The following is a 24,478-nucleotide window of genomic DNA, read 5'->3' as shown; positions in this document are numbered from 1 at the left end:
TTTCCCCGTCTGACCGGACGGGGTGACGATGGTGTGGTACGGGCCAAATGGCCACGCCTGACCCTGAAAGCAGGGGGTAACCGACCGGACGAGAACCGAGGAGCACAGTGTCCGCCGAGAGCACGCCGGAGCCTGCCATACCAGGCGAAACCGGCACCGAGGGTCCACGTGGCCGCACCAAGGGCCGCCGCCGCAAGCCGCGCGACAAGCGCAAGGGCCTGCTGATCATGGCCTGGACGGCCGCCGGGATCGTCGTCCTGGGCGGCACCGGCGCGGGGTACCTGTACTTCAAGCTCAACGGCAACCTCAAGAGCGTCGACATCGACCAGGCCCTCGGCACCGACCGGCCGGAGAAGGCCGACAACGGCTCGGAGAACATCCTCGTCCTCGGCTCGGACACCCGCTCCGGCAACAACAAGGAGCTCGGCGGCGGCGCCGACGACGGCAGCGCGCGCTCGGACACGGCGATGATCCTGCACATCTACAAGGGCCACAAGAAGGCGAGCGTCGTCTCCATCCCGCGCGACACGCTCATCGACCGGCCCGACTGCACCGACACGGACGGCAAGACGTACCCGGCCGACTCCGACGTGATGTTCAACTCGGCGTACACGACGGGCGGTGCGGCCTGCGCGGTGAAGACGGTGGAGTCCGTCTCCGGTATCCGCATGGACCACTATCTGGAGGTCGACTTCTCCGGCTTCCAGAAGCTGGTCGACAAGCTCGGCGGCGTCGAGGTCACCACCACCAAGGCCATCAACGACCCCGACAGCCACCTCAACCTCACGGCCGGTACCCACCAGCTCACCGGCAAGCAGGCCCTCGGCCTGGTCCGCACCCGGCACGGCGTGGGCGACGGCTCCGACCTCGGCCGCATCCAGCTCCAGCAGGCCTTCATCAAGGCACTGATCAACCAGGTCAAGGACATCAACCTCTTCGGCAACCCGAAGAAGCTCTACGACCTGGCCAACACCGCCACCAAGACGGTGACCACCGACTCCGACCTGGGCTCGGTCAATTCCCTGATGTCGTTCGCCAACGGCCTCAAGAGCATCGATTCCAAGAGCATGAACATGGTCACGATGCCGGTCCAGTACGACCCGGCGGACCCGAACCGCGTGATCGTGGCCGAGTCCCAGGCCAAGCAGGTGTGGACGGCCCTGAAGAACGACAAGCCGATCCCGAAGTCGGCCACGAAGGGCACGGCGAAGGGCGACGCCAACAGTGTGGTGACGCCCTGAGGGGCGCGCGGTACCCACACCTGGCGTCCAGGGAATAGATCGCACCTCCCCCCGGTTTTGGGGGATGGCCCCAGTCCTGGCAGACTGGTACGTCGGTTCCGGTTCACGCTCTCGCATCCCGCGGCAGCGACCCGGCGCCCTCCCGAAACTAGGAGACACCCTTGAAGCGCGACATCCACCCCGAGTACGTCGAGACGCAGGTCAGCTGCACCTGTGGCGCGTCGTTCACCACCCGCAGCACGATCTCCAGCGGCACCATCCGCGCCGAGGTCTGCTCCGAGTGCCACCCGTTCTACACGGGTAAGCAGAAGATCCTCGACACCGGTGGCCGTGTGGCCCGCTTCGAGGCCCGCTTCGGCAAGGCTCCTGCCGGCTCCAAGAAGTAGCGAGCTCCAATTCGCCGGTCCACGGCCGCGCCCTACCGAGGCGCGCCGGGACCGGCGTTTTTGGTCGCCCGCCCTTCACAGTCGTACCTACACAGGAGCCAAAGATGTTCGAGGCCGTCGAGGAGCTCGTCACAGAGCACGCCGACCTGGAGACGAAGCTCGCCGACCCGTCGGTCCACGCGGACCAGGCGAACGCGCGCAAGCTGAACAAGCGCTATGCCGAGCTCACCCCGATCGTCGCCACGTACCGCTCCTGGAAGCAGACCGGCGACGACATCGAGACGGCGAAGGAATTCGCCGCCGCCGACCCGGACTTCGCGGCCGAGGCCAAGGAGCTGGACAAGCAGCGCGAGGAGCTCACCGAGAAGCTGCGTCTGCTGCTCGTCCCGCGTGACCCGAGTGACGACAAGGACGTCATTCTGGAGATCAAGGCCGGGGCGGGCGGGGACGAGTCCGCGCTGTTCGCGGGCGACCTGCTGCGCATGTACCTCCGGTACGCCGAGCGCGTCGGCTGGAAGACCGAGATCATCGACTCGACCGAGTCCGAGCTCGGCGGCTACAAGGACGTCCAGGTCGCTGTGAAGACCAAGGGGGGGAACGGCGCCACCGAGCCCGGCCAGGGTGTCTGGGCCCGGATGAAGTACGAGGGCGGCGTGCACCGCGTGCAGCGTGTGCCGGCGACCGAGTCGCAGGGCCGTATCCACACGTCGGCGGCCGGTGTGCTCGTGACGCCCGAGGCCGAGGAGGTCGACGTCGAGATCAACCCCAACGACCTCCGCATCGACGTCTACCGGTCCTCCGGGCCCGGTGGCCAGTCCGTCAACACCACCGACTCCGCCGTGCGCATCACGCACATTCCCACCGGAGTCGTCGCCTCCTGCCAGAACGAGAAGAGCCAGCTGCAGAACAAGGAGCAGGCACTGCGTATCCTGCGCTCCAGGCTGCTCGCAGCGGCGCAGGAGGAAGCGGAGAAGGAAGCAGCCGACGCCCGCCGCAGCCAGGTCCGCACCGTCGACCGCTCCGAGAAGATCCGCACCTACAACTTCCCGGAGAATCGCATCTCGGACCACCGCGTCGGCTTCAAGGCGTACAACCTGGACCAGGTCCTGGACGGCGACCTCGACGCGGTGATCCAGGCCTGCGTCGACGCGGACTCGGCAGCGAAGCTGGCGGCTGCGTAACGACGTAAGGGACGTACGCACGTACGAGTACGACACGGAGGACTTGCGTGCAGCAATTCATTGGGGGGCGACCCTCAAGCCCCCGCAGCGTGCTGCTCGCGGAGGTGGCACAGGCCACCCAGCGGCTGGCCGACGCCGGCGTGCCCTCGCCGCGCACCGACGCGGAGGAGCTCGCCGCGTTCGTGCACGGCGTGAAGCGGGGCGAGCTGCACTCCGTGAAGGACTCGGACTTCGACGCCCGCTACTGGGAGGTCATCGCCCGCCGTGAGCAGCGCGAGCCGCTGCAGCACATCACCGGGCGGGCCTACTTCCGGTATCTCGAACTCCAAGTCGGGCCCGGGGTGTTCGTGCCCCGCCCCGAGACCGAGTCGGTGGTCGGCTGGGCCATAGACGCAGTGCGCGCGATGGACGTCGTCGAGCCCTGCATCGTCGACCTGTGCACCGGCTCCGGCGCCATCGCGCTCGCCCTCGCCCAGGAGGTCCCGCGCTCCCGCGTGCACGCCGTGGAGCTGTCCGAGGACGCCCTGCAGTGGACGCGCAAGAACGTCGAGGGGTCCAGGGTCGACCTGCGTCAGGGCAACGCCCTGGACGCCTTCCCCGACCTCGACGGCCAGGTCGACCTGGTCATCTCCAACCCGCCCTACATCCCGCTCACCGAATGGGAGTACGTCGCTCCCGAGGCGCGGGACTACGATCCCGAACTCGCCCTGTTCTCAGGGGAGGACGGCCTCGATCTCATCCGGGGCCTGGAGCGCACCGCCCACCGTCTCCTCCGTCCCGGCGGGGTCGTCGTCATCGAGCACGCCGACACCCAGGGCGGCCAGGTGCCGTGGATCTTCACCGAGGAGCGGGGCTGGGCCGACGCGGCCGACCACCCCGACCTCAACAACCGCCCGAGGTTCGCGACCGCCCGCAAGGCGCTGCCGTGACCGCTCCCGAGACTCTTTCCCCGCAGTACGTGTACTTCGTGTACGAGGAGGCCCGCTAGATATGGCACGGCGATACGACACCAACGACGCGACCGACCGCACGACCGGTCTGCGTGAAGCCGCGTCCGCCGTCCGCCGTGGCGAGCTCGTGGTCCTCCCGACCGACACGGTGTACGGCATCGGCGCGGACGCGTTCGCCAAGGAGGCCGTCGGCGATCTGCTGGACGCCAAGGGCCGGGGCCGCAACATGCCCACCCCTGTCCTGATCGGCTCCCCGAACACGCTCCATGGTCTCGTCACGGACTTCTCCGAGCTGGCCTGGGAGCTGGTCGACGCCTTCTGGCCGGGCGCGCTGACGCTGGTCGCCAAGCACCAGCCGTCGCTGCAGTGGGACCTGGGCGACACCCGGGGCACGGTTGCCGTGCGCATGCCACTGCACCCGATCGCCATCGAACTGCTGACGGAGGTCGGCCCGATGGCGGTGTCCTCGGCGAACCTGACGGGCCACCCCGCCCCCGAGGACTGCGACGCCGCGCAGGAGATGCTCGGCGACTCGGTGTCCGTGTACCTGGACGGCGGCCCGACCCCCGGCAACGTCCCGTCGTCGATCGTGGACGTGACGCGTGAAGTGCCCCTCCTCCTGCGCGCGGGCGCGATCTCCGCGGAAGAGCTGCGGAAGGTCGTACCCGACCTCGAGGTGGCCAATTGACAGCCCCTGAAGCGGGGCGTGGCATAGGCAACGGGGAAAGCGCGGCGGAGATCACGACGACGTTCGTCGGCCTCCCGCGTGACAGCTTCCGCATCCTCCACGTCAGCACCGGCAATGTGTGCCGCTCGCCGATCACCGAGCGGCTGACCCGTCATTTCGTGGCGCAGCGGCTCGGTGTGCTCGGCGGCGGGCTGATCGTGGAGAGCGCGGGCACCTGGGGCCACGAGGGCGCGCCCATGGAATCCAACGCGGAGACCGTCCTCGCCGACTTCGGCGCGGACGCCTCCGGCTTCGTCGGCCGCGAACTCCTCGACGACCACGTCATCCGCGCCGACCTGGTCCTGACCGCCACCCGTGACCACCGCGCCCAGGTCATCTCGATGGGCCATTCTGCGGGCCTGCGCACCTTCACCCTCAAGGAGTTCACCCGCCTGGTGAAGGCCATAGACCCGGCGACCCTCCCTCCGCTGGAGGAGGGCGTGGTCTTCCGCGCGCGTGCCCTGGTCCGCGCGGCGGCTGCTCTACGCGGGTGGCTGCTCGCGCCGACGGCGGAGGCGGACGAGGTGTATGACCCGTACGGGGCGCCGCTGACGTTCTTTCGGTCGGTGGGGGACGAGATACATGAGGCGCTGGATCCGGTGGTGACGGCGTTGACGGGGGTTCGTGCGCGGGCGTGACAATGCCGGGCGGCGGTGACGTCCCGGGCCTACATTGGACGTACGTCACCGTCGACGCACGCCCGGAGCCCATCATGTCGGTCACCCATACCCTCGAGGCCGATGTCCTGCGCCGGCAGGACCCGCAGCTCGCCGAGATCCTGCTCGGGGAGCTCGAGCGGCAGTCGACGACGCTTCAGCTCATCGCCGCCGAGAACTACACTTCGCCGGCCGTGCTGGCGGCGCTCGGGTCGCCGCTCGCCAACAAGTACGCGGAGGGGTATCCGGGCGCCCGCTACCACGGCGGGTGCGAGATGGCCGACATCGCCGAGCGTCTCGCCGTCGAGCGGGCCCAGGCCCTGTTCGGCGCCGAGCACGCCAACGTCCAGTCGCACTCCGGGTCTTCGGCCGTCCTCGCCGCGTACGCCGCTCTGCTGCGCCCCGGCGACACCGTCCTCGCCCTCGGGCTGCCGTACGGCGGACACCTCACACACGGCTCGCCCGCCAACTTCTCCGGCCGCTGGTTCGACTTCGTCGGCTACGGGGTGGACGCCGAGACCGGGCTCATCGACTACGACCAGGTGCGCACGCTGGCCCGCAACCACCGGCCCAAGGCCGTCGTGTGCGGGTCCATCGCCTACCCGCGCCACATCGACTACGCCCTCTTCCGCGACATCGCGGACGAGGTGGGTGCGTATCTCATCGCCGACGCCGCCCACCCGATGGGGCTCGTCGCCGGGGGAGCGGCGCCGAACCCGGTGCCGTACGCCGATGTGGTGTGCGCCACCACCCACAAGGTGCTGCGCGGTCCGCGCGGCGGCATGATCCTGTGCGGCTCGGACCTCGCCGAGCGGATCGACCGCGCTGTGTTTCCCTTCACACAGGGCGGCGCCCAGATGCACACCATTGCCGCCAAGGCCGTCGCGTTCGGCGAGGCGGCAACCCCGGCGTTCGCGGTGTACGCCCATCAGGTGGTCGCCAACGCCAGGACGCTGGCCGCCGGGCTGGCCGCGGAGGGGCTGGTCGTCACCACCGGCGGCACCGACACGCACCTCATCACCGCCGACCCCGCGCCCCTCGGCGCCGACGGCCGGGACGCACGCGGACGGCTCGCGGCGGCCGGGATCGTGCTGGACTGCTGCGCCCTGCCGCACGGCGACGCACGCGGCCTGCGCCTCGGCACGGCGGCCGTGACCACGCAGGGCATGGGGGAGGCGGAGATGGTGTGGCTTTCCGCACTGCTGGCAAGCGTGCTGCGAGGGGAGACCGAAAGTCACAAGGCGCGTGAAGAAGTGCGGGAGCTGGCCGGTAGATTTCTGCCGTATCCCGGCTGAGACGGGGTAGACGCACCTGCGCACACAGCCACACGTGCAACCATCGTCGCTACCCGGAAGTCCCCACACGTATGCGTCGCCTATCTGTACGTCGCTAGGGTGTGGGGCTGAGATGGCCAGCGAGACTTGTGGGGAAGCCCGTGCGTGAATACCTGCTGACGCTCTGCATCACGGCCGCGGTGACGTATCTGCTGACAGGGCCGGTGCGTAAGTTCGCGATCGTGGCCGGAGCCATGCCGGAGATCCGGGCACGTGACGTGCACCGGGAGCCCACTCCGCGGCTCGGCGGTATCGCTATGTTCTTCGGCCTGTGCGCGGGCCTGCTGGTCGCGGACCACCTGACCAACCTCAGTACGGTCTTCGAGAAGTCCAACGAGCCGCGGGCGCTGCTCTCCGGAGCGGCGCTCATCTGGTTGATCGGCGTCCTGGACGACAAGTTCGAGATCGACGCCCTGATCAAGCTGGGCGGCCAGATGATCGCCGCCGGCGTCATGGTCATGCAGGGTCTGACGATCCTGTGGCTGCCGATCCCGACCGTCGGCAATGTCGCGCTGACCCAGTGGCAGGGCACCCTGCTGACGGTGGCGCTCGTGGTGATCACCATCAACGCGGTCAACTTCGTCGACGGCCTCGACGGCCTCGCGGCCGGCATGGTCTGCATCGCGTCGGCCGCGTTCTTCCTCTACGCCTACCGCGTCTGGGTGTCGTACGGCATCGAGGCCGCCGCCCCCGCCACGCTGTTCTCGGCGATCCTGATGGGCATGTGCCTGGGCTTCCTACCGCACAACATGCACCCGGCGCGGATCTTCATGGGCGACTCCGGCTCGATGCTGATCGGCCTCGTCCTCGCCGCGGGCGCGATCTCCATCACCGGTCAGGTCGACCCGGACGCGCTGAAGCTGTTCGCCGGCTCCGAGAAGGCGGCCGTGCACCAGACGGTGCCGGTCTACATCCCTCTCCTGCTGCCCCTGACGATCATCGCGATCCCGGCCGCCGACCTGGTGCTGGCGATCGTCCGCCGCACCTGGAAGGGCCAGTCGCCGTTCGCCGCGGACCGGGGGCACCTGCACCACCGCCTGCTGGAGATCGGCCACTCGCACAGCCGCGCGGTGATGATCATGTACTTCTGGTCGGCCCTGATCGCCTTCGGAGCGCTCGCCTACTCGGTGAACTCGGCGTCCATGTGGATCGTGCTGAGCGTGGTGTTCCTGAGCGCCATCGGCCTGGGCCTGCTGCTGCTCCCCCGCTTCACACCGCGCGCTCCGCGTTGGGCCGAGGCCTTCGTACCGCCGCGCTACCGCCGCAGCGGCCCCGTCGCAGAGCCGGCGGCCACCACACCGCAGTCCGGCGGCGCGGGGAGTCGGCGGGGTCCGGGCAGGAGCCGCGCACTCCGGTCGCCGCCGGCGTCTCACGCGTCAACGGGGCGACCGCGATCGGCGGCCGTTCTCGCCACCTGGACCGGCGGAAGGTCGACACCACCCGCACGTGACCTGCTCAGTCCTGGAGCGCGGTCGCTACGAACACAGTGGCGGCCGCGCTTCTTGCTGTGCACTTGAGGCATGCCGACCGTGGTGATCCAGCTAGGACGTCGCCAAGATGGCTAAAACATACGTTCGAAACCGGAAGGGGGCGCTCAAGATCGATTCCCATGGATGGGCATATCGGCATCTATGGGGCAGTGGTCAAAGCCTGGTGGGCTCGGACCGCTCCTCCTGCAAGGGGGGAATGGCGCGCGTTTCGGCTCGATGTCTGCATCTGTAACCGCTTTCTCGATCGGTGATGCGTTGAGGTGGTTCGCCTGTGCGTGTTACAAAATCCGACGTCCGAGGCGGGATGGCGTGCGCATGACAGGCATGCTTCCTCGCCATGACCAATCGGAAGAAACGGGGAGTAGGTATGCAAAAACTCGCAGGTGCTGCTGTCGCGGCCGTTCTGACTGCCGGGATGCTCGGGGTTGGGGCGGTCGAGGTGTCGGCTGCCACGGCCAAGGCGCTGCCGACGGGCAAGTTCCACGTCCACACCATGCAGACGGAGAAGACGGAGTCCGATCAGAAGTTCAAGGCGACCAAGACCGGCAAGATCCAGTACACGCTGACGAAGAAGCAGTACAACCACTCCGTTGGCGTGCGCCTCATCACGTGCGGCAGCGACTGGAAGTCCCTTACCGGCTGGAAGGAATTCAAGAAGGAGTACGGCGACTACTACACCTTCGACAAGAAGGTGAAGAAGGGGACCTGCTTCCGAATCCAGGCGGGCCGCTCCTGGGCCAAGGACATCGACGGCAAGGTCAAGGGTCACCTGAAGAAGGCCTGACTCTGGCCCCTTGGGGATGAGTGAACGGCTGGGGTCGTGCGCGAGTGCACCGCGCACGACCCCAGCCGCTTTGTCGTCCGGCCTGCCAAGGTAAGAATCTGACTAGAGCATTGCCAAGTCATGGGGGAGTGAAGCACCCCAATACCAGACAAGTCGCCCGAGATCCCGCACAGACGCGCACCATCACTCTCATGTGTGACACTGAGCACGCCCCCAGGTAAAGACCTCATCAAATAGTTTGTGATACGGTTCACGAGAATCCCCCGGACAGAGCCGAAGGGCCGTAGTGCGACGGTCCATTGGTGTGAGGTTCTCTCTCAGCCCGGGACTACGCTCGTCCATGACGACACCCTGCCCCCACCGTGAAAGCGGAGTTGCCGCCATGCCGTCCAATGACGCCCGGATCCTGCTCCAGGCCGCCGTACCCACAGCCGCCGCCGGTGCTGTTGCCGCCGTCGTCAGTGGGGTGGTTGCCGGTGGTAAGGGGGCGATCGGGGCGGTTGTCGCGACACTTGTCGTGATCCTGTTCATGGGGCTCGGTCACTACGTTCTCCAGCGCACTGCCAAATCGCTTCCGCATCTGTTCCAGGCAATGGGCCTGATGCTGTACACGGCGCAGATCCTGCTGCTGTTCATCTTCATGGCCGCGTTCAAGAACACCACGCTCTTCAATCCCCGGGCCTTCGCGATCACGCTGCTCGCAACCACGCTCGTGTGGATCGCGCTGCAGACCCGTGCCCACATGAAGGCCAAGATCCTCTACGTCGAACCCGATTCGGGCGTCTCCTCGAAGGGTGACAAGCCCGAAAAGACGGGGCACTCGTCGTGAGAGGTAGGGCCGGGATAAAGCCGCTTGAGAAGTCCTGCTATCGTCCGGTGCCAACTGCGGCATCGCGGGCGCGGGCATCTGAGCTGACGCCTGCTCAATCGCGAGGCGAGATGCCCCACAGCCGCCCCCACATCCGTAACACCAGTCCCGTGCCGAACCGCGGCTGCGCGCCGCGCCGACACAACGAGGTTGCCGTACCTATGCGCCACGCTGAAGGAGCCCGCGGTGAGTGCTGACCCGACGCAGGTGCTCGCCTTCGACACCAGCTGCCACCTGTTCGACGGGTGTGGCTTCGCCGAAGTGTCCCCGGGCCTGCACTCGTTCCTGTTCCAGCCCTTGATGGGTGACGGGGACAGCAACCTGTACTTCAACAAGACGATGCTGCTGGCGCTACTCGGCTCGATCATCATCGTCGGATTCTTCTGGGCCGCCTTCCGCAGGCCGCAGGTCGTGCCCGGCAAGCTCCAGATGGTGGCCGAGGCGGGCTACGACTTCATCCGGCGCGGTGTCGTCTACGAGACCATCGGCAAGAAGGAAGGCGAGAAGTACGTACCACTCGTCGTCTCGCTGTTCTTCTTTGTCTGGATGCTGAACCTCTGGTCGATCATCCCGATCGCCCAGTTCCCGGTCACCTCGATCATCTCCTACCCGCTGGTCCTGGCGCTGATCGTCTACATCCTGTGGGTCTCCCTGACCTTCAAGCGGCACGGCTTCGTCGGCTTCTGGAAGAACGTCACCGGCTACGACAAGTCGCTCGGCCCGGTGCTGCCGCTGTCGATGGCGATCGAGCTCTTCTCGAACCTGCTGATCCGCCCGTTCACCCACGCCGTGCGACTCTTCGCGAACATGTTCGCCGGTCACACCCTGCTGCTGCTCTTTACGATCGCCAGCTGGTACATGCTGAACGGCTTCGGTATCGCCTATGCGGGTGTCTCGTTCGTGATGGTCATCGTGATGACGGCCTTCGAGCTGTTCATTCAGGCTCTTCAGGCGTACGTGTTCGTCCTGCTGACGTGCACCTACATCCAGGGCGCGCTGGCCGAGCACCACTGAGCCACCGCCCCTCAGGACCTCCACAAGTCGTCCGGTGGCCAACCCCCACCGGTCCGTAAAGGAAAAGGAAGAACTGGCATGTCCCAGACCCTTGCCGCTGTCACCGGCTCGCTCGGCTCCATCGGATATGGCCTTGCTGCCATCGGCCCCGGCGTCGGCGTCGGCATCATCTTCGGTAACGGCACCCAGGCCCTGGCCCGTCAGCCCGAGGCCGCCGGCCTGATCCGTGCCAACCAGATCCTCGGCTTCGCCTTCTGTGAGGCGCTCGCCCTGATCGGTCTGGTTATGCCCTTCGTCTACGGCTACAACTAAACCGCCCGCCGGACTAGCCGACTAGACGAAAGGCCATACACATGAGCCCGCTGCTCATCGCGGCAAGCGAGGGGGAGAACCCTCTCGTCCCGCCGATCCCTGAGCTTGTCATCGGCCTGATCGCCTTCGTCATCGTCTTCGGCTTCCTCGCCAAGAAGCTCCTCCCGAACATCAACAAGGTTCTGGAAGAGCGTCGCGAGGCCATCGAGGGCGGTATCGAGAAGGCGGAAGCCGCCCAGACCGAGGCCCAGAGCGTGCTGGAGCAGTACAAGGCCCAGCTCGCCGAGGCCCGGCACGAGGCCGCGCGTCTGCGCCAGGAGGCGCAGGAGCAGGGCGCCACGCTCATCGCCGAGATGCGCGCGGAAGGCCAGCGGCAGCGTGAGGAGATCGTCGCCGCCGGTCACACCCAGATCGAGGCCGACCGCAAGGCTGCGTCCTCCGCGCTGCGCCAGGACGTCGGCAAGCTCGCCACCGAACTGGCAGGCAAGCTCGTCGGCGAGTCCCTCGAGGACCACGCCCGGCAGAGCCGTGTCATCGACCGCTTCCTCGAGGACCTCGAGGAGAAGGCCGAGGCCGCGCGATGAACGGAGCGAGCCGCGAGGCCCTGGCAGCCGCACGTGAGCGTCTCGACGCGCTGACGGACAACACGTCCGTCGACGCGGCCAAGCTCGCCGACGAGCTGGCCGCCGTCACCACGCTGCTCGACCGCGAGGTGTCGCTGCGTCGGGTCCTCACCGACCCGGCGCAGGCCGGCGAGGCCAAGGCCGAGCTGGCTCAGCGCCTGCTCGGCGGCCAGGTCGGCGGCGAGGCCACCGACCTGCTGGCCGGCATGGTGCGTTCCCGCTGGTCGCAGTCCCGCGACCTGGTGGACGCGCTGGAGGAGCTGGCGGACACCGCCGACCTCACCGCCGCGCAGCGCACGGGCAAGCTCGACGACGTCGAGGACGAGCTGTTCCGGTTCGGCCGGATCGTCTCCTCGAGCACCGAGCTGCGCGCCGCGCTGACCAACCGCGCCGCCGCGGCGTCGGCCAAGGGCGAGCTGCTGCGCAGCCTGCTCGGCGGCCGGGCCAAGGCCACCACCGAGCGTCTGGTGACGCGTCTTGTGACCGCGCCGCGTGGACGTAGCCTGGAGTCGGGACTGGAGTCCCTGTCCAAGCTCGCCGCCGAGCGCCGGGACCGCATGGTGGCCATCGTCACCTCGGCGGTGCCGCTGAGCGACCCGCAGAAGCAGCGCCTGGGCGCCGCCCTCGCGAAGCTCTACGGCCGCCAGATGCACCTCAACCTCGACGTGGACCCCGAGGTCGTCGGCGGAATCCGGGTGCAGGTCGGTGACGAGGTCATCAACGGCTCCCTCGCGGACCGCATCGAGGACGCCGGCCGCCGACTGGCGAGCTAGCAGCAACTTCATAGCAAGAGCAGTACGTACTTACGACGGCCCATGTTGGGCCGTGCAGAGGATTCACCTCTTTTACGGGGGGAGTCCCCATCCCCCCAAAGTGAAACTTCGGGCCCAACAAGGAGAGCAGGGAACCCAGATGGCGGAGCTCACGATCCGGCCGGAGGAGATCCGGGACGCGCTGGAGAACTTCGTCCAGTCGTACAAGCCGGACGCGGCCTCGCGCGAGGAGGTCGGTACGGTCACCCTTGCCGGCGACGGCATCGCGAAGGTCGAGGGCCTGCCCTCGGCCATGGCCAACGAACTGCTGAAGTTCGAGGACGGCACCCTCGGACTCGCGCTCAACCTGGAAGAGCGCGAGATCGGCGCCGTCGTCCTCGGTGAGTTCAGCGGCATCGAGGAGGGTCAGCCGGTCTCCCGTACCGGTGAGGTCCTCTCCGTGGCGGTCGGCGAGGGCTACCTCGGCCGCGTCGTCGACCCGCTCGGCAACCCGATCGACGGCCTCGGCGAGATCGAGACGTCCGGCCGCCGCGCCCTCGAGCTGCAGGCTCCGGGCGTCATGGCCCGTAAGTCGGTGCACGAGCCGATGGAGACCGGCTACAAGGCCGTCGACGCGATGACCCCGATCGGCCGTGGCCAGCGTCAGCTGATCATCGGTGACCGCCAGACCGGCAAGACCGCCCTGGCCGTCGACACGATCATCAACCAGCGCGACAACTGGCGCTCGGGCGACGTGAAGAAGCAGGTCCGCTGCATCTACGTCGCCATCGGCCAGAAGGGCTCGACCATCGCGTCGGTCCGCCGCGCGCTGGAGGAGAACGGCGCGCTCGAGTACACCACCATCGTCGCCGCTCCGGCGTCCGACCCGGCGGGCTTCAAGTACCTGGCCCCGTACACCGGCTCGGCCATCGGCCAGCAGTGGATGTACGAGGGCAAGCACGTCCTCATCATCTTCGACGACCTCTCGAAGCAGGCCGACGCCTACCGCGCCGTGTCCCTGCTGCTGCGCCGCCCGCCGGGCCGTGAGGCCTACCCGGGTGACGTCTTCTACCTGCACTCCCGTCTGCTGGAGCGCTGCGCGAAGCTCTCCGACGACATGGGCGCCGGTTCGATGACGGGTCTGCCGATCGTCGAGACCAAGGCCAACGACGTCTCGGCGTTCATCCCGACCAACGTCATCTCCATCACCGACGGCCAGTGCTTCCTGGAGTCGGACCTGTTCAACGCCGGTCAGCGTCCCGCGCTGAACGTCGGTATCTCCGTCTCCCGAGTCGGTGGTTCCGCGCAGCACAAGGCGATGAAGCAGGTCTCCGGCCGTCTCCGTCTGGACCTGGCCCAGTACCGCGAGCTGGAGGCGTTCGCCGCCTTCGGTTCCGACCTGGACGCCGCGTCGAAGGCGCAGCTGGAGCGTGGGTCGCGTCTGGTCGAGCTGCTCAAGCAGGCTCAGTACCAGCCGATGGCCACCGAGGACCAGGTCGTCTCGGTCTGGGGTGCCACGACCGGCAAGATGGACGACGTTCCGGTCAAGGACATCCGCCGCTTCGAGACGGAGCTCCTGGAGTTCCTGCACCGCAAGGAGCAGGGCCTCATGACCTCCATCAAGGAGGGCGGCAAGATGTCGGACGACACGCTGACCGCCGTGGCCGACGCCATCGCCGAGTTCAAGAAGCAGTTCGAGACCTCGGACGGCAAGCTGCTCGGCGAAGAGGCCGGTCCGAAGGCGACCAGCGCCTCCAAGTGACGTAAGGAAGGGACCTGACTCATGGGAGCCCAGCTCCGGGTCTACAAGCGTCGCATCCGATCCGTCACCGCGACCAAGAAGATCACCAAGGCGATGGAGATGATCGCCGCCTCGCGCGTCGTCAAGGCGCAGCGCAAGGTGGCCGCCTCCACGCCGTACGCGACCGAGCTCACCCGCGCGGTCACGGCGGTCGGCACCGGCTCGAACACCAAGCACCCGCTGACCACGCAGGCCGAGACGGTCACGCGGTCCGCGGTGCTGCTCCTGACGAGCGACCGGGGTCTCGCCGGCGCCTTCAACTCGAACGCCATCAAGATCGCGGAGCAGCTGACCGCGCGTCTGGAGCGTGAGGGCCAGGAGGTCGAGATCTACATCGTCGGCCGCCGTGGTGTAGCCCACTACAACTTCCGTGAGCGCAAGATCGCGGAGTCGTGGAGCGGCTTCACGGACGAGCCGTCGTACGCGGACGCCAAGAAGGTCGCGGCGCCGCTGATCGAGGCGATCGAGAAGGACACGGCCGACGGCGGCGTGGACGAACTCCACATCGTCTTCACCGAGTTCGTCTCGATGATGACGCAGACGGCCCTCGACGACCGTCTGCTGCCGCTCAGCCTCGAAGAGGTCGCCAAGGAGTCCGCGCCCGCGGGCGAGATCCGTCCGCTGTACGACTTCGAGCCCTCGGCGGAGGACGTCCTCGACGCCCTGCTGCCGCGCTACGTGGAGAGCCGTATCTACAACGCGCTGCTCCAGTCGGCCGCCTCCAAGCACGCCGCCACGCGGCGCGCGATGAAGTCGGCCACCGACAACGCGGGAGAGCTCATCGAGACGCTCTCGCGGCTTGCCAACGCGGCCCGCCAGGCCGAAATCACCCAGGAAATCAGCGAGATCGTCGGTGGCTCCGCAGCCCTGGCCGACGCGACCGCGGGGAGTGACAGGTAATGACGACGACAGTTGAGACGGCCGTTGCCACGGGCCGCGTCGCCCGGGTCATCGGCCCGGTCGTCGACGTGGAATTCCCCGTCGACGCCATGCCGGAGATCTACAACGCCCTTCACGTCGAGGTGGCCGACCCGGCCAAGGACGGCGAGAAGAAGACGCTGACCCTGGAGGTCGCCCAGCACCTGGGTGACGGCCTGGTCCGCACGATCTCGATGCAGCCCACCGACGGTCTGGTCCGCCAGGCCCCGGTCACCGACACCGGTGCCTCCATCACGGTGCCCGTCGGTGACTTCACCAAGGGCAAGGTGTTCAACACCCTCGGTGAGGTGCTGAACGTCGACGAGCAGTACGACGGCGAGCGGTGGGGCATCCACCGCAAGGCCCCGAACTTCGACGAGCTCGAGTCGAAGACCGAGATGTTCGAGACCGGCGTCAAGGTCATCGACCTTCTCACCCCGTACGTCAAGGGTGGAAAGATCGGCCTGTTCGGCGGTGCCGGCGTCGGCAAGACGGTGCTCATCCAGGAGATGATCTACCGCGTCGCCAACAACCACGACGGTGTCTCCGTGTTCGCCGGTGTCGGTGAGCGCACCCGTGAGGGCAACGACCTCATCGAGGAGATGGCCGAGTCGGGCGTCATCGACAAGACCGCCCTGGTCTTCGGTCAGATGGACGAGCCCCCGGGCACCCGTCTGCGCGTGGCCCTCGCCGGTCTGACCATGGCGGAGTACTTCCGCGATGTGCAGAAGCAGGACGTGCTGTTCTTCGTCGACAACATCTTCCGCTTCACGCAGGCCGGTTCCGAGGTCTCGACCCTGCTCGGCCGGATGCCCTCCGCGGTGGGTTACCAGCCGAACCTGGCCGACGAGATGGGTCTCCTCCAGGAGCGCATCACCTCGACCCGTGGTCACTCGATCACCTCGATGCAGGCGATCTACGTCCCCGCGGACGACCTGACCGACCCGGCCCCGGCGACCACGTTCGCCCACCTCGACGCGACGACGGTGCTGTCCCGTCCGATCTCCGAGAAGGGCATCTACCCGGCCGTGGACCCGCTGGACTCCACGTCCCGCATCCTGGACCCGCGCTACATCGCGGCGGACCACTACAACACCGCCATGCGTGTCAAGGGGATCCTGCAGAAGTACAAGGACCTCCAGGACATCATCGCCATCCTCGGCATCGACGAGCTCGGCGAGGAGGACAAGCTGGTCGTCCAGCGTGCCCGCCGTGTCGAGCGCTTCCTGTCCCAGAACACCCACGTCGCCAAGCAGTTCACCGGCGTGGACGGTTCGGACGTGCCGCTGGACGAGTCGATCACCGCGTTCAACGCGATCATCGACGGTGACTTCGACCACTTCCCGGAGCAGGCCTTCTTCCTCTGCGGTGGTATCGAGGACCTGAAGAAGAACGCGAAGGAGCTGGGCGTCTCCTGACGCACCGGTGCTTGTGAGCCTTGTGCTCTTGGTGAGGGGGCGGGGCACGTCCCGCCCCCTCTTCCATGCCTATTAGACTTGTAACCAACACCCGGCAGAACCCGCCGGGTGGTGACCCGAGGAGCCACCTTGGCTGCTGAGCTGCACGTCGCGCTGGTCGCCGCCGACCGTGAGGTCTGGTCGGGCCAGGCCACCCTGGTCGTCGCGCGTACCACGTCCGGCGACATCGGCGTCATGCCCGGTCACCAGCCGCTGCTCGGTGTGCTGGAGTCGGGCCCGGTGACCATCCGTACGAGTGAAGGTGGAACCGTCATCGCCGCGGTGCACGGCGGTTTCGTCTCCTTCGCGGACGACAAGCTGTCGCTGCTGGCCGAGATCGCCGAGCTGTCGGACGAGATCGATGTCCAGCGCGCGGAGCGGGCGCTGGAGCGCGCGCAGTCCGACGACGACGCCTCCGCCGAGCGCCGCGCGGAGGTCCGTCTGCGGGCGGCGACGGCGCGCTGACCCCTGGAGGTACCTCCCGGGCCCTTTAGGCTCTGGAGGGAGCGCACGCGATGACGTCACTCAGCCGCGGCTGGGACCGGAGCAATCCGGTGCCGGTCGCGGCTGAGGCAGATATGGAAGTTTTTTCCGTTCCGTTACCTAGGAGACGAGGAGGTCGGTGCCGATGGTCCTCGCTCTGACTGTGTGCGGAATCGTCGTCGCCCTCGTGGTGCTGGGGTTGTTCGTCTTCGGCCTGCGCCGAAGGCTCATCCAGCGCTCGGGCGGCACCTTCGACTGTTCCCTGCGCTGGGACGTGCCGGAGAAACCCGACACCAGCGGCAAGGGCTGGAGCTACGGCGTCGCCCGCTACAACGGCGACCGTATCGAGTGGTACCGCGTCTTCTCCTACGCCTATCGCCCGCGCCGCATCCTGGAGCGCTCCGCCATCGAGGTGGCCGGCCGCCGGGTGCCCGACGGCGAGGAGGAACTGGCGCTGCTCTCCGACGCGGTGATCCTCACCTGTCTCCATCGCGGCACCCGCCTCGAACTCGCCATGAGCGAAGACGCGCTGACCGGGTTTCTCGCGTGGCTGGAAGCAGCCCCACCCGGACAGCGAGTGAATGTGGCGTAGCCACATTCACTCGCTGGGTGGGGTCCCCCGGACGAAGTCTGGGGGAGCGTCAATGTTGCTTAGTGGGCCTACTTCAGGCCGCTGTTGATGGCGGTCACCAGCTCACCGTTGCTGGTGTCGCCGCTGAACTCCCAGAAGAACGCGCCGCCGAGGCCCTGGTTCTTGGCCCAGGTCATCTTTCCGGCGATGGTCGACGGGGTGTCGTAGGACCACCAGTTGTTGCCGCAGTGCGCGTAGGCCGTGCCGGCGATGGTGCCGTTCGACGGGCAGGAGTTCTTGAGGACCTTGTAGTCCTCGATGCCCGCCTCGTAGGTGCCGGGAGCCGCGCCGGTCGCCGATCCGCCCGGGGCGGACTGGGTGACGCCGGTCCAGCCGCGGCCGTAGAAGCCGATGCCGAGCAGCAGCTTGGCGGACGGGACGCCCTTCGCCTTCAGCTTGGCGATCGCGTCGGCGGAGTTGAAGCCCGCCTGCGGGATGCCGGCGTACGAGGTCAGCGGCGAGTGCGGGGCGGTGGGGCCGTCCGCGTCGAAGGCGCCGAAGTAGTCGTACGTCATCACGTTGTACCAGTCGAGGTACTGGGAGGCGCCGCCGTAGTCGGCCGCGTCGATCTTGCCGCCGTTGGAGCCGTCGGCGGTGATGGCCGCGGTGACGAGGTAGTTGGAGCCGAACTCGGTGCGCAGCGCCGACATCAGGTTCCTGATCGCGGCAGGTCCTGAGGTGTCGCAGGTCAGGCCGCAGGCGTTCGGGTACTCCCAGTCGATGTCGATACCGTCGAAGACGTCGGCCCAGCGCGGGTCCTCCACGACGGCCTTGCAGGACTTGGCGAACGCCGCCGCGTTGGCCGCGGCCTGGCCGAAGCCGCCGGAGTAGGTCCAGCCGCCGAACGAGTACAGCACCTTGATGTGCGGGTACTTGGCCTTCAGCTGGCGCAGCTGGTTGAAGTTGCCGCGCAGCGGCTGGTCCCAGGTGTCGGCGGTGCCGCTGACGGACTGGTCGGCGGTGTAGGCCTTGTCGTAGGCGGCGTAGGTGTCGTCGACGGTGCACTGACCGTTCTTGACGTTGCCGAACGCGTAGTTGATGTGGGTGATCTTCGAGGCGGAGCCCGAGGTCACCAGGTTCTTGACGTGGTAGTTGCGGCCGTAGACGCCCCACTCGGTGAAGTACCCGAGGTTGGTCTTCGCGCCGGGGTTCGGGTCGGTGCCGCCGCCGGTGGTGCGCACCGCGCGGGCGCCGCTCGCCGGACCGGTCTGGTCGGCGGTGTCGCGGGCCTGGACGGTGTAGGAGTAGTCGGTGCCGGCGGTCAGGCCGCTGTCGGTGTACGACGTGGCCGTCACCGTCGCGACCTTGGTGCCGCCACGCAGGACGTCGTAGTTCTTGATGCCCTTGTCGTCGGTGGCGGCCGACCAGGAAAGCTTCACCGAGGTGTTGGTGATGTCGGCGGCGCTGGGCGTGCCGGGAGCGGACGGCGGGTTGTCGCCGGGGACGCTGCCGCCGTCACAACTGCCGCCGTTGAGCTTGCAGTTGGCGGGGGAGCCGGTGCCGGTGCCGTTGAAGCCGAAGGTGACGGAGGCGCCGGCGGCGAGGGAGCCGTTCCAGGACTTGTTCTTGGCGGTCCAGTGGGTGCCGGAGGAGGTGACGTCGGCGTCCCAGGCTGAGGTGACGGACGTGCCGGAGGGGAAGTCCCACTCGACGGTCCAGGAGCTGAGGGCGGTCGTGCCGGTGTTCTTCACCGTCCACTTGCCCTCGAAGCCGGAGCCCCAGTCCTGGGTCTTGGCGTAGGTGGCGGTGGCGGACGTGGCGGCTTCGGCCGGGCTCGCGAGGCCGACCAGACCGGCCAGCGGGAGCAGCAGGGTCGCGAACCCTGCCATGGCTCTGTGTCTGAAGCGCATGCTGCGCCTCCTTGGTGGGGAGTCACGGGGCGCGACTGAGCCTCACGCCCTCTCATGGTGCGGTGAGAATAGAAAGGTCTGGACCACCGGTCAATAGGTCTGGACCAGTTCCGAGGCATAAACCTCAGATGCCCAACTCCTGTGCCAATACGGCCGCTTGGACCCGGCTGCGCAACTCCAGTTTCCCCAGCAATCGGCTGACATGTGTCTTAACGGTCGCCTCGGCCATGTCGAGCCGGGACGCGATGTCGGCGTTGGACAGGCCCTCGCCCAGGCAGGACAGCACCTCCCGCTCGCGCCGGGTGAGGCTGTCCAGGACGGACAGGTCGGCCGTCGGCTCGCGCACGGGCTTGGCGGCGAACTCGGCGATCAGGCGCCGGGTGACGGCCGGGGCGATGAGGCCCTCGCCGCGCGCCACCGTGCGCACCGCCTCCAGCAGGTCCTTGGCGTCGGTGTTCTTGAGCAGGAACCCGGACGCGCCCGCCCGCAGTGCCCCGAACACGTACTCGTCGAGGTCGAAGGTGGTCAGCACGAGCACGTCGGCCAGCCGCTCGGCGACGACCTGCCGGGTTGCCGACACCCCGTCCAGGCGTGGCATCTGTACGTCCATCAGCACCAGGTCGGGCCGCAGTTCGCGGGCCAGGGCCACCGCCTGCTCACCGTCCCCCGCCTCGCCGACCACGTCGATGTCGGGCGCGCTGCGCAGGATGAGGACCAGCCCGGCGCGGACGGCGGACTGGTCCTCGGCGACGAGCACGCGGATCATGCGGGGTCTCCTTCGACCGTGTCGGTGACGGGTAGGGCTGCGCGTACGGCCCAGACCTTGCCGTCGGGCGAGTCCTCGGGGCCGGCCTCGAAGGTGCCGTCCAGCAGCGCGACGCGTTCCCGCATGCCGACCAGACCGGCGCCGGAGCCGGGGGCGCGCGGGCCGTCACGGTCGCCGTACGGGCTGGTCACCGTGACGGTGAGCGAGCCGTTCCGCCGGGCGAGCGACACGGAGACCCGGCCCGGGCCGGCGTGCTTGAGGGCGTTGGTCAGCGACTCCTGCACGATGCGGTAGGCGGCGAGCTCGACGGGGGTGGGGACGGTGCCGGGGTCCGCGTCGAGGTGGACGTCGAGGCCGTTGGTGCGGGCGCCCTCGGCCAGGGCGTCCAGGCCGTCGAGCGTGGGGGCGGCGACCGGCTCGGTGTCGCCGCCGGCGTCGCGCAGGATGCCGATGAGCCGGCGCATCTCGGCGAGGCCCTCCACGCTGTTCTCGCGGATGACCGTCAGGGCGTCCCGGGAGGTCTTCGGATCGTCGAGGGAGAGCGCGGCCGTGGAGTGGATGGCGATGGCGGAGAGGTGGTTGGCGACCATGTCGTGCAACTCGCGTGCCATGCGCGAGCGTTCCGACGTCACGGCCTGCGCGCGGTCCATCTCGGCGAGCAGCGCGGTCTGTTCGGCGCGCAGCCGGGCGGCCTCGGCGGCGTCACGGTGGTTGCGCACGATCCAGCCCGTCGCGGCGGGCCCGTACGCCACGACCCCGACGACCACGCCGATCAGCAGCGCCTCCGGTTTGCGCCACACCGCGAACGGCACCAGGGTCGCGGCCACCGTGAGCAGGCCGGTGATCCACTGGATACGGCGGGCCGAGGCGAGCGGGCCGTACAGTACGGCCGCGTAGACGATGTCGGTGAACATCAGGACCGTGGCCAGATTGCCCTGTGTCACGACGTCCGCGCAGATCGCGACCGAGCCGGTCAGCAGGGCTGTGCGCGGGGCCGCCCGGCGCAGCAACTCGCAGCAGGTCATGACGCCGAGCGGCACCAGGATGGGCCAGGGGCCGTCGAAGAGCGTGACCGGGTCGTCGGCGGGCCGGGTGCCCAGGCCGATGCCCACCAGCAGCAGGCCGCCGAGCAGCCCGCCGACAGCGATGTACACGTCGAAGCGGTGCGGGCGGGGGAGGAGCATGGCTCCATCCAACACGGCGTGCGCGCTCGGCGCCTGATTCCCGGGAAGGGTCCTGGACTGCATCTTTCGATGTACCGCGACTTCGTCAGTGGCGACGACGAAAGCGGCCGGTCCCGACGGGAGCCTTGAAGGGTGACCGAAGGGAGCAAGTTGTGATCGTCGCCCTCATCATCGCCTGCGAGGTCGGCTTCTGGGTGCTGCTGGCCCTGGGCCTGTCCGTCCGCTACCTGCTGAAGTGGCGCCGTACGAGCGTGGTGCTGCTTTTGTGCGAGCCGGTGCTGGAGCTGGTCCTGTTCGTCGCGGCCGCCATCGATCTGAAGAACGGCTCCGACCCGAGCTGGAAGCATGGCCTCGCGGGGCTGTACATCGGCTACACCGTGGCCTTCGGCCACTACACGATCCGCTGGCTGGACGGCCACGCGGCCCACCGCCTGGGCGGCGCCCCGCCTCCGCGCAAGCCTCCGCGTTACGGCAGCGCCCGCGCCCGCCACGAAGCCAAGCTGTGGATGCGGGCCGTGTACGGCGGCGCGGTGGCGCTGGGCCTGCTCCAGCTCGCCGTCTGGTACGTCGGCGACGACGGCGACGTCAGCTCCCTGCGCAGCTTCCAGTGGGTGGCGATCCGTACGGTCGGCATCTACGGCCTGATCGCCCTGTCGTACACGATCTGGCCGCGCAAGGCGCCGGCCGGCGAGGAGGCGCGGTATCAGCTCACGACGGAGACGGAGAAGGAGCGGGTGGAGTCGTGAGCCAGGCGTCGAGAAACCTGCTGGAGGGCGCCGCCACCTTCTTGGTCGGCCTGCCGCTGTGGCTGTTCACCGAGGACGTGGAGGTCCCGGTGGTCACCTTGACGAAGGTCGGCCTGGTGATGATGTGCGTCGGCGGCGCCCTGGTCGCACTGGGCCTGTTCCAACGGGCGCGAGAGAGCGCCTAGCGGTCCCCGCCCGGCACCCACAGCACGTCCCCGACCTCCTTGTTCGCCGTCCTGGCGAGGATGAACAGGAGGTCGGACAGGCGGTTCAGATAGGTCGCCGTCAGCGGGTTCATCACCTCGCCGTGCGCCTCCAGCGCCGCCCACGTCGAGCGCTCGGCCCGGCGTACGACCGTGCAGGCCTGGTGCAGCAGGGCCGCGCCCGGTGTGCCGCCCGGCAGGATGAAGGACCGCAGCTTCTCCAACTGCTCGTTGAAGCGGTCGCAGTCGGCTTCCAGCTTGTCGATGTAGAACTGCTCGACCCGCAGGGGCGGGAACTCCGGGTTCTCCACCACCGGCGTCGACAGGTCCGCACCCACGTCGAACAGGTCGTTCTGCACACGGGTGAGGACCTTGACGACCTCCTCGTCGAGCCCGCCCAGCGCGATGGCGGTGCCGAGCACCGCATTGGCCTCGTTGGCGTCGGCGTACGCCGAGATCCGCAGATCGGTCTTGGCGACCCGGCTCATGTCGCCGAGGGCGGTGGTGCCCTGGTCGCCGGTCCTGGTGTAGATGCGCGTCAGATTGACCATGTGGCCAGCGTAGTTACGCTCCGGCGGTTCGGAACACGCGTGTGCCGACCGTCACGGCCACTCCGGCGAAGGCGACGGCGACCAGGACGCCGTACAGCATGGGCGCTGTCGCGTACGAGCCGACGTACGCGGCGCGCACGGCGTCCACCAGATAGCGGAACGGCACGAAGTGCGACAGCACGTCCAGCCACGTCGGCCCCAGCGTCATCGGGAGCATCAGGCCCGACAGCAGCATCATCGGCATCGTCATGGCGTTGATCGCCGGGCCGAACTCCTGCGGAGTGCGGACCTTCATGGCGAGCGCGTACGACAGCGAGGCGAGCGACACCGTCAGCAGCCCGACGAACGCGAAGCCGATCAGCACGCCGGGCAGGGGCGCCCGCAGGCCCATCACCAGCGCCGCGAGCACCAGCAGCACCGCCTGGAAGACGAACACCGTGGCATCGCGCAGCACCCGCCCCAGCAGCAGGGCGAGCCGGCTGACGGGCGTCACCCGCATCCGCTCCACCACCCCCTGGCTCTTCTCGATGATGATCGAGAACCCGGCGAACGACGCGCCGAACAGGCCGAGTTGGAGCAGCAGACCCGGGACGAGGACCTGCCACGAACTGCCCTCCCCGCCCAGCGGCAGATCCGTGAGCAGCGGGCCGAAGAACAGCAGGTACAGCAGCGGCATCAGCACGCCGAAGAGCAGGGCGAAGCGGGAGCGCAGGGACTGACGGAGATGGCGGCCGTAGATGAGGGCCGTGTCGTGCAGCAGCATCAGAAGGGGTCCTATACGGCTACGGGGGCGGCGTCGGCCGGGGAGGGACCGCGGCCGGTGATGGCGAGGAAGGTGTCCTGGAGGCTTGCGTCGATCGAGCCGCCGTACCGAAGCTTCAGCGCGGTCGGCGTGCCCTCGGCCACGACCACGCCCCGGTCGACGACGACCAGGCGGTCGGAGAGGGCGTCGGCCTCGTCGAGGTAGTGGGTGGTCAGGAACACCGTCGTGCCGTGCTCGTCGCGCAGGCGCCGGATCAGGTCCCACAGGTCGGCGCGGCTGCCGGGGTCGAGCCCGGTCGTCGGCTCGTCGAGGAACAGGACCTTCGGGCGGTGCGTGAGCGCCATCGCGATGTCGAGGCGTCGGCGCTGGCCGCCGGAGAGGGTGCCGGCCTTGCGGTCGAGGAGGTCGGTCAGTCCCAGGTCGCGGGCCAACTCCCCGGCGCGCTCGGCCGCCTGCGCCTTCGTCAGGCGGTACAGCCGGCCCTGGGTGACCAGCTCCTCCCGCACGCTGATCTGCGGGTCGACCCCGCCCGACTGGGCCACGTAACCGCACGCCCGCCGTACTCCGGCGGGGTCGGTCGCGAGATCGCGGCCCGCCACGGTGGCCGCGCCCCGGTGGGCGCCAGCAAGGTCGTGAGTATCCGCAAGGTCGTCGTCTTGCCGGCCCCGTTCGGCCCCAGAAGGCCGAGGATCTCGCCCTCGCGCACGGTCAGGTCGATGCCGCGCACGGCCTCCACCGGGCCGAGCTTGGTCTGGAAGGTACGGGCCAGTCCGGCCGTACTGATGATTGGCATGGCCCCAGAAAAAC

26 protein-coding genes and 1 pseudogene are annotated in these 24,478 nt (G+C 68.4%); 21 read left to right on the top strand and 6 right to left on the bottom strand.

The annotated features are described in order from the left end of the window. Nucleotides 1–107 precede the first annotated feature (107 nt). The 19 genes from OHO27_RS12995 to OHO27_RS12905 all read left to right on the top strand — a co-directional run bounded on the left by OHO27_RS12995 (nucleotide 108) and on the right by OHO27_RS12905 (nucleotide 17,569). Nucleotides 108–1,241 carry an LCP family protein gene (locus OHO27_RS12995; RefSeq protein WP_328423416.1) on the top strand — a complete coding sequence of 378 codons (1,134 nt, stop codon included), beginning with the start codon at nucleotides 108–110 and terminating at the stop codon, nucleotides 1,239–1,241. A 161-nt stretch (nucleotides 1,242–1,402) separates the two neighbouring features. After that, nucleotides 1,403–1,627 (top strand): 50S ribosomal protein L31, encoded by a 225-nt coding sequence (gene rpmE / locus OHO27_RS12990; RefSeq protein WP_328423414.1) that lies wholly within the window; start codon nucleotides 1,403–1,405, stop codon nucleotides 1,625–1,627. Between the two features lie 104 nt (nucleotides 1,628–1,731). Then, a complete protein-coding gene (gene prfA, locus OHO27_RS12985) occupies nucleotides 1,732–2,808 on the top strand; it encodes a peptide chain release factor 1 (protein ID WP_328423412.1) in 1,077 nt (358 codons plus the stop codon). A gap of 89 nt (nucleotides 2,809–2,897) precedes the next feature. Further along, entirely contained in the window at nucleotides 2,898–3,737 is an 840-nt protein-coding gene (gene prmC, locus OHO27_RS12980) for a peptide chain release factor N(5)-glutamine methyltransferase (protein ID WP_328430415.1), read from the top strand. Between the two features lie 61 nt (nucleotides 3,738–3,798). Continuing rightward, nucleotides 3,799–4,446, top strand: coding sequence for an L-threonylcarbamoyladenylate synthase (locus OHO27_RS12975; RefSeq protein ID WP_328423410.1), 648 nt, complete (start codon nucleotides 3,799–3,801; stop codon nucleotides 4,444–4,446). Further along, complete coding sequence (locus OHO27_RS12970) at nucleotides 4,443–5,123, top strand: arsenate reductase/protein-tyrosine-phosphatase family protein (protein WP_328423408.1); 681 nt, start codon at nucleotides 4,443–4,445, stop codon at nucleotides 5,121–5,123. Before OHO27_RS12975 ends, OHO27_RS12970 begins: the two co-directional genes overlap by 4 nt. Nucleotides 5,124–5,197: 74 nt before the next feature. Further along, on the top strand, nucleotides 5,198–6,436 hold the full coding sequence (glyA, locus tag OHO27_RS12965; protein WP_328423406.1) for a serine hydroxymethyltransferase: 1,239 nt from the start codon (nucleotides 5,198–5,200) through the stop codon (nucleotides 6,434–6,436). 140 nt (nucleotides 6,437–6,576) lie between these two features. Next, complete coding sequence (locus OHO27_RS12960; RefSeq protein ID WP_443059539.1) at nucleotides 6,577–7,992, top strand: MraY family glycosyltransferase; 1,416 nt, start codon at nucleotides 6,577–6,579, stop codon at nucleotides 7,990–7,992. A gap of 340 nt (nucleotides 7,993–8,332) precedes the next feature. Then, nucleotides 8,333–8,749: a hypothetical protein gene (locus OHO27_RS12955; RefSeq protein ID WP_328423404.1), complete on the top strand. Its 417-nt coding sequence runs from the start codon at nucleotides 8,333–8,335 to the stop codon at nucleotides 8,747–8,749. 382 nt (nucleotides 8,750–9,131) lie between these two features. Next, on the top strand, nucleotides 9,132–9,578 hold the full coding sequence (locus OHO27_RS12950; protein ID WP_328423403.1) for a hypothetical protein: 447 nt from the start codon (nucleotides 9,132–9,134) through the stop codon (nucleotides 9,576–9,578). 225 nt (nucleotides 9,579–9,803) lie between these two features. Continuing rightward, the gene (atpB, locus tag OHO27_RS12945; protein WP_328423402.1) at nucleotides 9,804–10,631 is read left to right on the top strand and encodes a F0F1 ATP synthase subunit A; all 828 of its coding nucleotides are present in this window, start codon (nucleotides 9,804–9,806) and stop codon (nucleotides 10,629–10,631) included. 78 nt (nucleotides 10,632–10,709) lie between these two features. Beyond that, nucleotides 10,710–10,943 carry an ATP synthase F0 subunit C gene (atpE, locus tag OHO27_RS12940; protein ID WP_033275524.1) on the top strand — a complete coding sequence of 78 codons (234 nt, stop codon included), beginning with the start codon at nucleotides 10,710–10,712 and terminating at the stop codon, nucleotides 10,941–10,943. 41 nt (nucleotides 10,944–10,984) lie between these two features. Continuing rightward, nucleotides 10,985–11,527 (top strand): F0F1 ATP synthase subunit B, encoded by a 543-nt coding sequence (locus OHO27_RS12935; RefSeq protein ID WP_328423398.1) that lies wholly within the window; start codon nucleotides 10,985–10,987, stop codon nucleotides 11,525–11,527. Beyond that, complete coding sequence (locus OHO27_RS12930; RefSeq protein ID WP_328423396.1) at nucleotides 11,524–12,339, top strand: F0F1 ATP synthase subunit delta; 816 nt, start codon at nucleotides 11,524–11,526, stop codon at nucleotides 12,337–12,339. Before OHO27_RS12935 ends, OHO27_RS12930 begins: the two co-directional genes overlap by 4 nt. A 139-nt stretch (nucleotides 12,340–12,478) precedes the next feature. Continuing rightward, complete coding sequence (gene atpA, locus OHO27_RS12925) at nucleotides 12,479–14,080, top strand: F0F1 ATP synthase subunit alpha (protein WP_328423394.1); 1,602 nt, start codon at nucleotides 12,479–12,481, stop codon at nucleotides 14,078–14,080. A 21-nt stretch (nucleotides 14,081–14,101) separates the two neighbouring features. Continuing rightward, a complete protein-coding gene (locus OHO27_RS12920) occupies nucleotides 14,102–15,019 on the top strand; it encodes a F0F1 ATP synthase subunit gamma (protein ID WP_328423392.1) in 918 nt (305 codons plus the stop codon). Further along, the gene (atpD, locus tag OHO27_RS12915) at nucleotides 15,019–16,455 is read left to right on the top strand and encodes a F0F1 ATP synthase subunit beta (RefSeq protein WP_328423390.1); all 1,437 of its coding nucleotides are present in this window, start codon (nucleotides 15,019–15,021) and stop codon (nucleotides 16,453–16,455) included. The genes OHO27_RS12920 and atpD overlap by 1 nt, the downstream gene beginning before the upstream one ends. 129 nt (nucleotides 16,456–16,584) lie before the next feature. Beyond that, nucleotides 16,585–16,959, top strand: a complete 375-nt coding sequence (locus OHO27_RS12910) for a F0F1 ATP synthase subunit epsilon (protein WP_328423388.1) — start codon at nucleotides 16,585–16,587, stop codon at nucleotides 16,957–16,959. A gap of 163 nt (nucleotides 16,960–17,122) precedes the next feature. Beyond that, the gene (locus tag OHO27_RS12905) at nucleotides 17,123–17,569 is read left to right on the top strand and encodes a DUF2550 domain-containing protein (protein ID WP_062709764.1); all 447 of its coding nucleotides are present in this window, start codon (nucleotides 17,123–17,125) and stop codon (nucleotides 17,567–17,569) included. A gap of 68 nt (nucleotides 17,570–17,637) precedes the next feature. On the opposite strand, the gene OHO27_RS12900 is transcribed toward OHO27_RS12905, so the two are convergent. The 3 genes from OHO27_RS12900 to OHO27_RS12890 form a co-directional block, all read right to left on the bottom strand. Then, the gene (locus tag OHO27_RS12900; RefSeq protein WP_328423383.1) at nucleotides 17,638–19,458 is read right to left on the bottom strand and encodes a glycoside hydrolase family 18 chitinase; all 1,821 of its coding nucleotides are present in this window, start codon (nucleotides 19,456–19,458) and stop codon (nucleotides 17,638–17,640) included. A gap of 124 nt (nucleotides 19,459–19,582) precedes the next feature. Next, entirely contained in the window at nucleotides 19,583–20,224 is a 642-nt protein-coding gene (locus OHO27_RS12895; protein WP_328423381.1) for a response regulator transcription factor, read from the bottom strand. Beyond that, nucleotides 20,221–21,471, bottom strand: a complete 1,251-nt coding sequence (locus OHO27_RS12890; RefSeq protein ID WP_443059538.1) for a sensor histidine kinase — start codon at nucleotides 21,469–21,471, stop codon at nucleotides 20,221–20,223. The genes OHO27_RS12895 and OHO27_RS12890 overlap by 4 nt, the downstream gene beginning before the upstream one ends. An 89-nt stretch (nucleotides 21,472–21,560) precedes the next feature. Between OHO27_RS12890 and OHO27_RS12885 the strand changes: the two genes are divergently transcribed. Beyond that, the gene (locus OHO27_RS12885; RefSeq protein ID WP_328423377.1) at nucleotides 21,561–22,154 is read left to right on the top strand and encodes a hypothetical protein; all 594 of its coding nucleotides are present in this window, start codon (nucleotides 21,561–21,563) and stop codon (nucleotides 22,152–22,154) included. After that, nucleotides 22,151–22,339 carry a DUF5708 family protein gene (locus OHO27_RS12880; RefSeq protein ID WP_328423375.1) on the top strand — a complete coding sequence of 63 codons (189 nt, stop codon included), beginning with the start codon at nucleotides 22,151–22,153 and terminating at the stop codon, nucleotides 22,337–22,339. The genes OHO27_RS12885 and OHO27_RS12880 overlap by 4 nt, the downstream gene beginning before the upstream one ends. On the opposite strand, the gene OHO27_RS12875 is transcribed toward OHO27_RS12880, so the two are convergent. From OHO27_RS12875 to OHO27_RS12865, 3 genes and pseudogenes are all read right to left on the bottom strand, one after another. Further along, nucleotides 22,336–22,908, bottom strand: coding sequence for a cob(I)yrinic acid a,c-diamide adenosyltransferase (locus tag OHO27_RS12875; RefSeq protein WP_328423373.1), 573 nt, complete (start codon nucleotides 22,906–22,908; stop codon nucleotides 22,336–22,338). The genes OHO27_RS12880 and OHO27_RS12875 overlap by 4 nt on opposite strands. 13 nt (nucleotides 22,909–22,921) lie before the next feature. Then, the gene (locus OHO27_RS12870; RefSeq protein WP_328423371.1) at nucleotides 22,922–23,671 is read right to left on the bottom strand and encodes an ABC transporter permease; all 750 of its coding nucleotides are present in this window, start codon (nucleotides 23,669–23,671) and stop codon (nucleotides 22,922–22,924) included. Between the two features lie 11 nt (nucleotides 23,672–23,682). After that, a pseudogene (locus tag OHO27_RS12865) lies at nucleotides 23,683–24,464 on the bottom strand (ABC transporter ATP-binding protein). Between the last annotated feature and the right edge of the window lie 14 nt (nucleotides 24,465–24,478).

It is taken from the genome of Streptomyces sp. NBC_00443, assembly GCF_036014175.1.
In the GTDB taxonomy this organism is placed as follows: Bacteria; Actinomycetota; Actinomycetes; order Streptomycetales; family Streptomycetaceae; genus Streptomyces.
The sequence above is the reverse complement of the archived record's forward strand: the minus strand, read 5'-3'. Positions and strand labels throughout refer to the sequence as shown.

Excerpts from the sequence above, each read along its gene's own strand:
- OHO27_RS12905 (WP_062709764.1), top strand. The coding sequence starts at position 17,123 with ATGGTCCTCGCTCTGACTGTGTGCGGAATCGTCGTCGCCCTCGTGGTG.
- prfA (WP_328423412.1), top strand. The coding sequence starts at position 1,732 with ATGTTCGAGGCCGTCGAGGAGCTCGTCACAGAGCACGCCGACCTGGAG.
- OHO27_RS12895 (WP_328423381.1), bottom strand. The coding sequence starts at position 20,224 with ATGATCCGCGTGCTCGTCGCCGAGGACCAGTCCGCCGTCCGCGCCGGG.
- OHO27_RS12875 (WP_328423373.1), bottom strand. The coding sequence starts at position 22,908 with ATGGTCAATCTGACGCGCATCTACACCAGGACCGGCGACCAGGGCACC.
- OHO27_RS12870 (WP_328423371.1), bottom strand. The coding sequence starts at position 23,671 with ATGCTGCTGCACGACACGGCCCTCATCTACGGCCGCCATCTCCGTCAG.
- OHO27_RS12975 (WP_328423410.1), top strand. The coding sequence starts at position 3,799 with ATGGCACGGCGATACGACACCAACGACGCGACCGACCGCACGACCGGT.
- OHO27_RS12955 (WP_328423404.1), top strand. The coding sequence starts at position 8,333 with ATGCAAAAACTCGCAGGTGCTGCTGTCGCGGCCGTTCTGACTGCCGGG.
- OHO27_RS12950 (WP_328423403.1), top strand. The coding sequence starts at position 9,132 with ATGCCGTCCAATGACGCCCGGATCCTGCTCCAGGCCGCCGTACCCACA.
- OHO27_RS12935 (WP_328423398.1), top strand. The coding sequence starts at position 10,985 with ATGAGCCCGCTGCTCATCGCGGCAAGCGAGGGGGAGAACCCTCTCGTC.
- OHO27_RS12900 (WP_328423383.1), bottom strand. The coding sequence starts at position 19,458 with ATGCGCTTCAGACACAGAGCCATGGCAGGGTTCGCGACCCTGCTGCTC.
- glyA (WP_328423406.1), top strand. The coding sequence starts at position 5,198 with ATGTCGGTCACCCATACCCTCGAGGCCGATGTCCTGCGCCGGCAGGAC.
- OHO27_RS12930 (WP_328423396.1), top strand. The coding sequence starts at position 11,524 with ATGAACGGAGCGAGCCGCGAGGCCCTGGCAGCCGCACGTGAGCGTCTC.
- atpE (WP_033275524.1), top strand. The coding sequence starts at position 10,710 with ATGTCCCAGACCCTTGCCGCTGTCACCGGCTCGCTCGGCTCCATCGGA.
- atpA (WP_328423394.1), top strand. The coding sequence starts at position 12,479 with ATGGCGGAGCTCACGATCCGGCCGGAGGAGATCCGGGACGCGCTGGAG.
- OHO27_RS12920 (WP_328423392.1), top strand. The coding sequence starts at position 14,102 with ATGGGAGCCCAGCTCCGGGTCTACAAGCGTCGCATCCGATCCGTCACC.
- OHO27_RS12890 (WP_443059538.1), bottom strand. The coding sequence starts at position 21,471 with ATGCAGTCCAGGACCCTTCCCGGGAATCAGGCGCCGAGCGCGCACGCC.
- atpD (WP_328423390.1), top strand. The coding sequence starts at position 15,019 with ATGACGACGACAGTTGAGACGGCCGTTGCCACGGGCCGCGTCGCCCGG.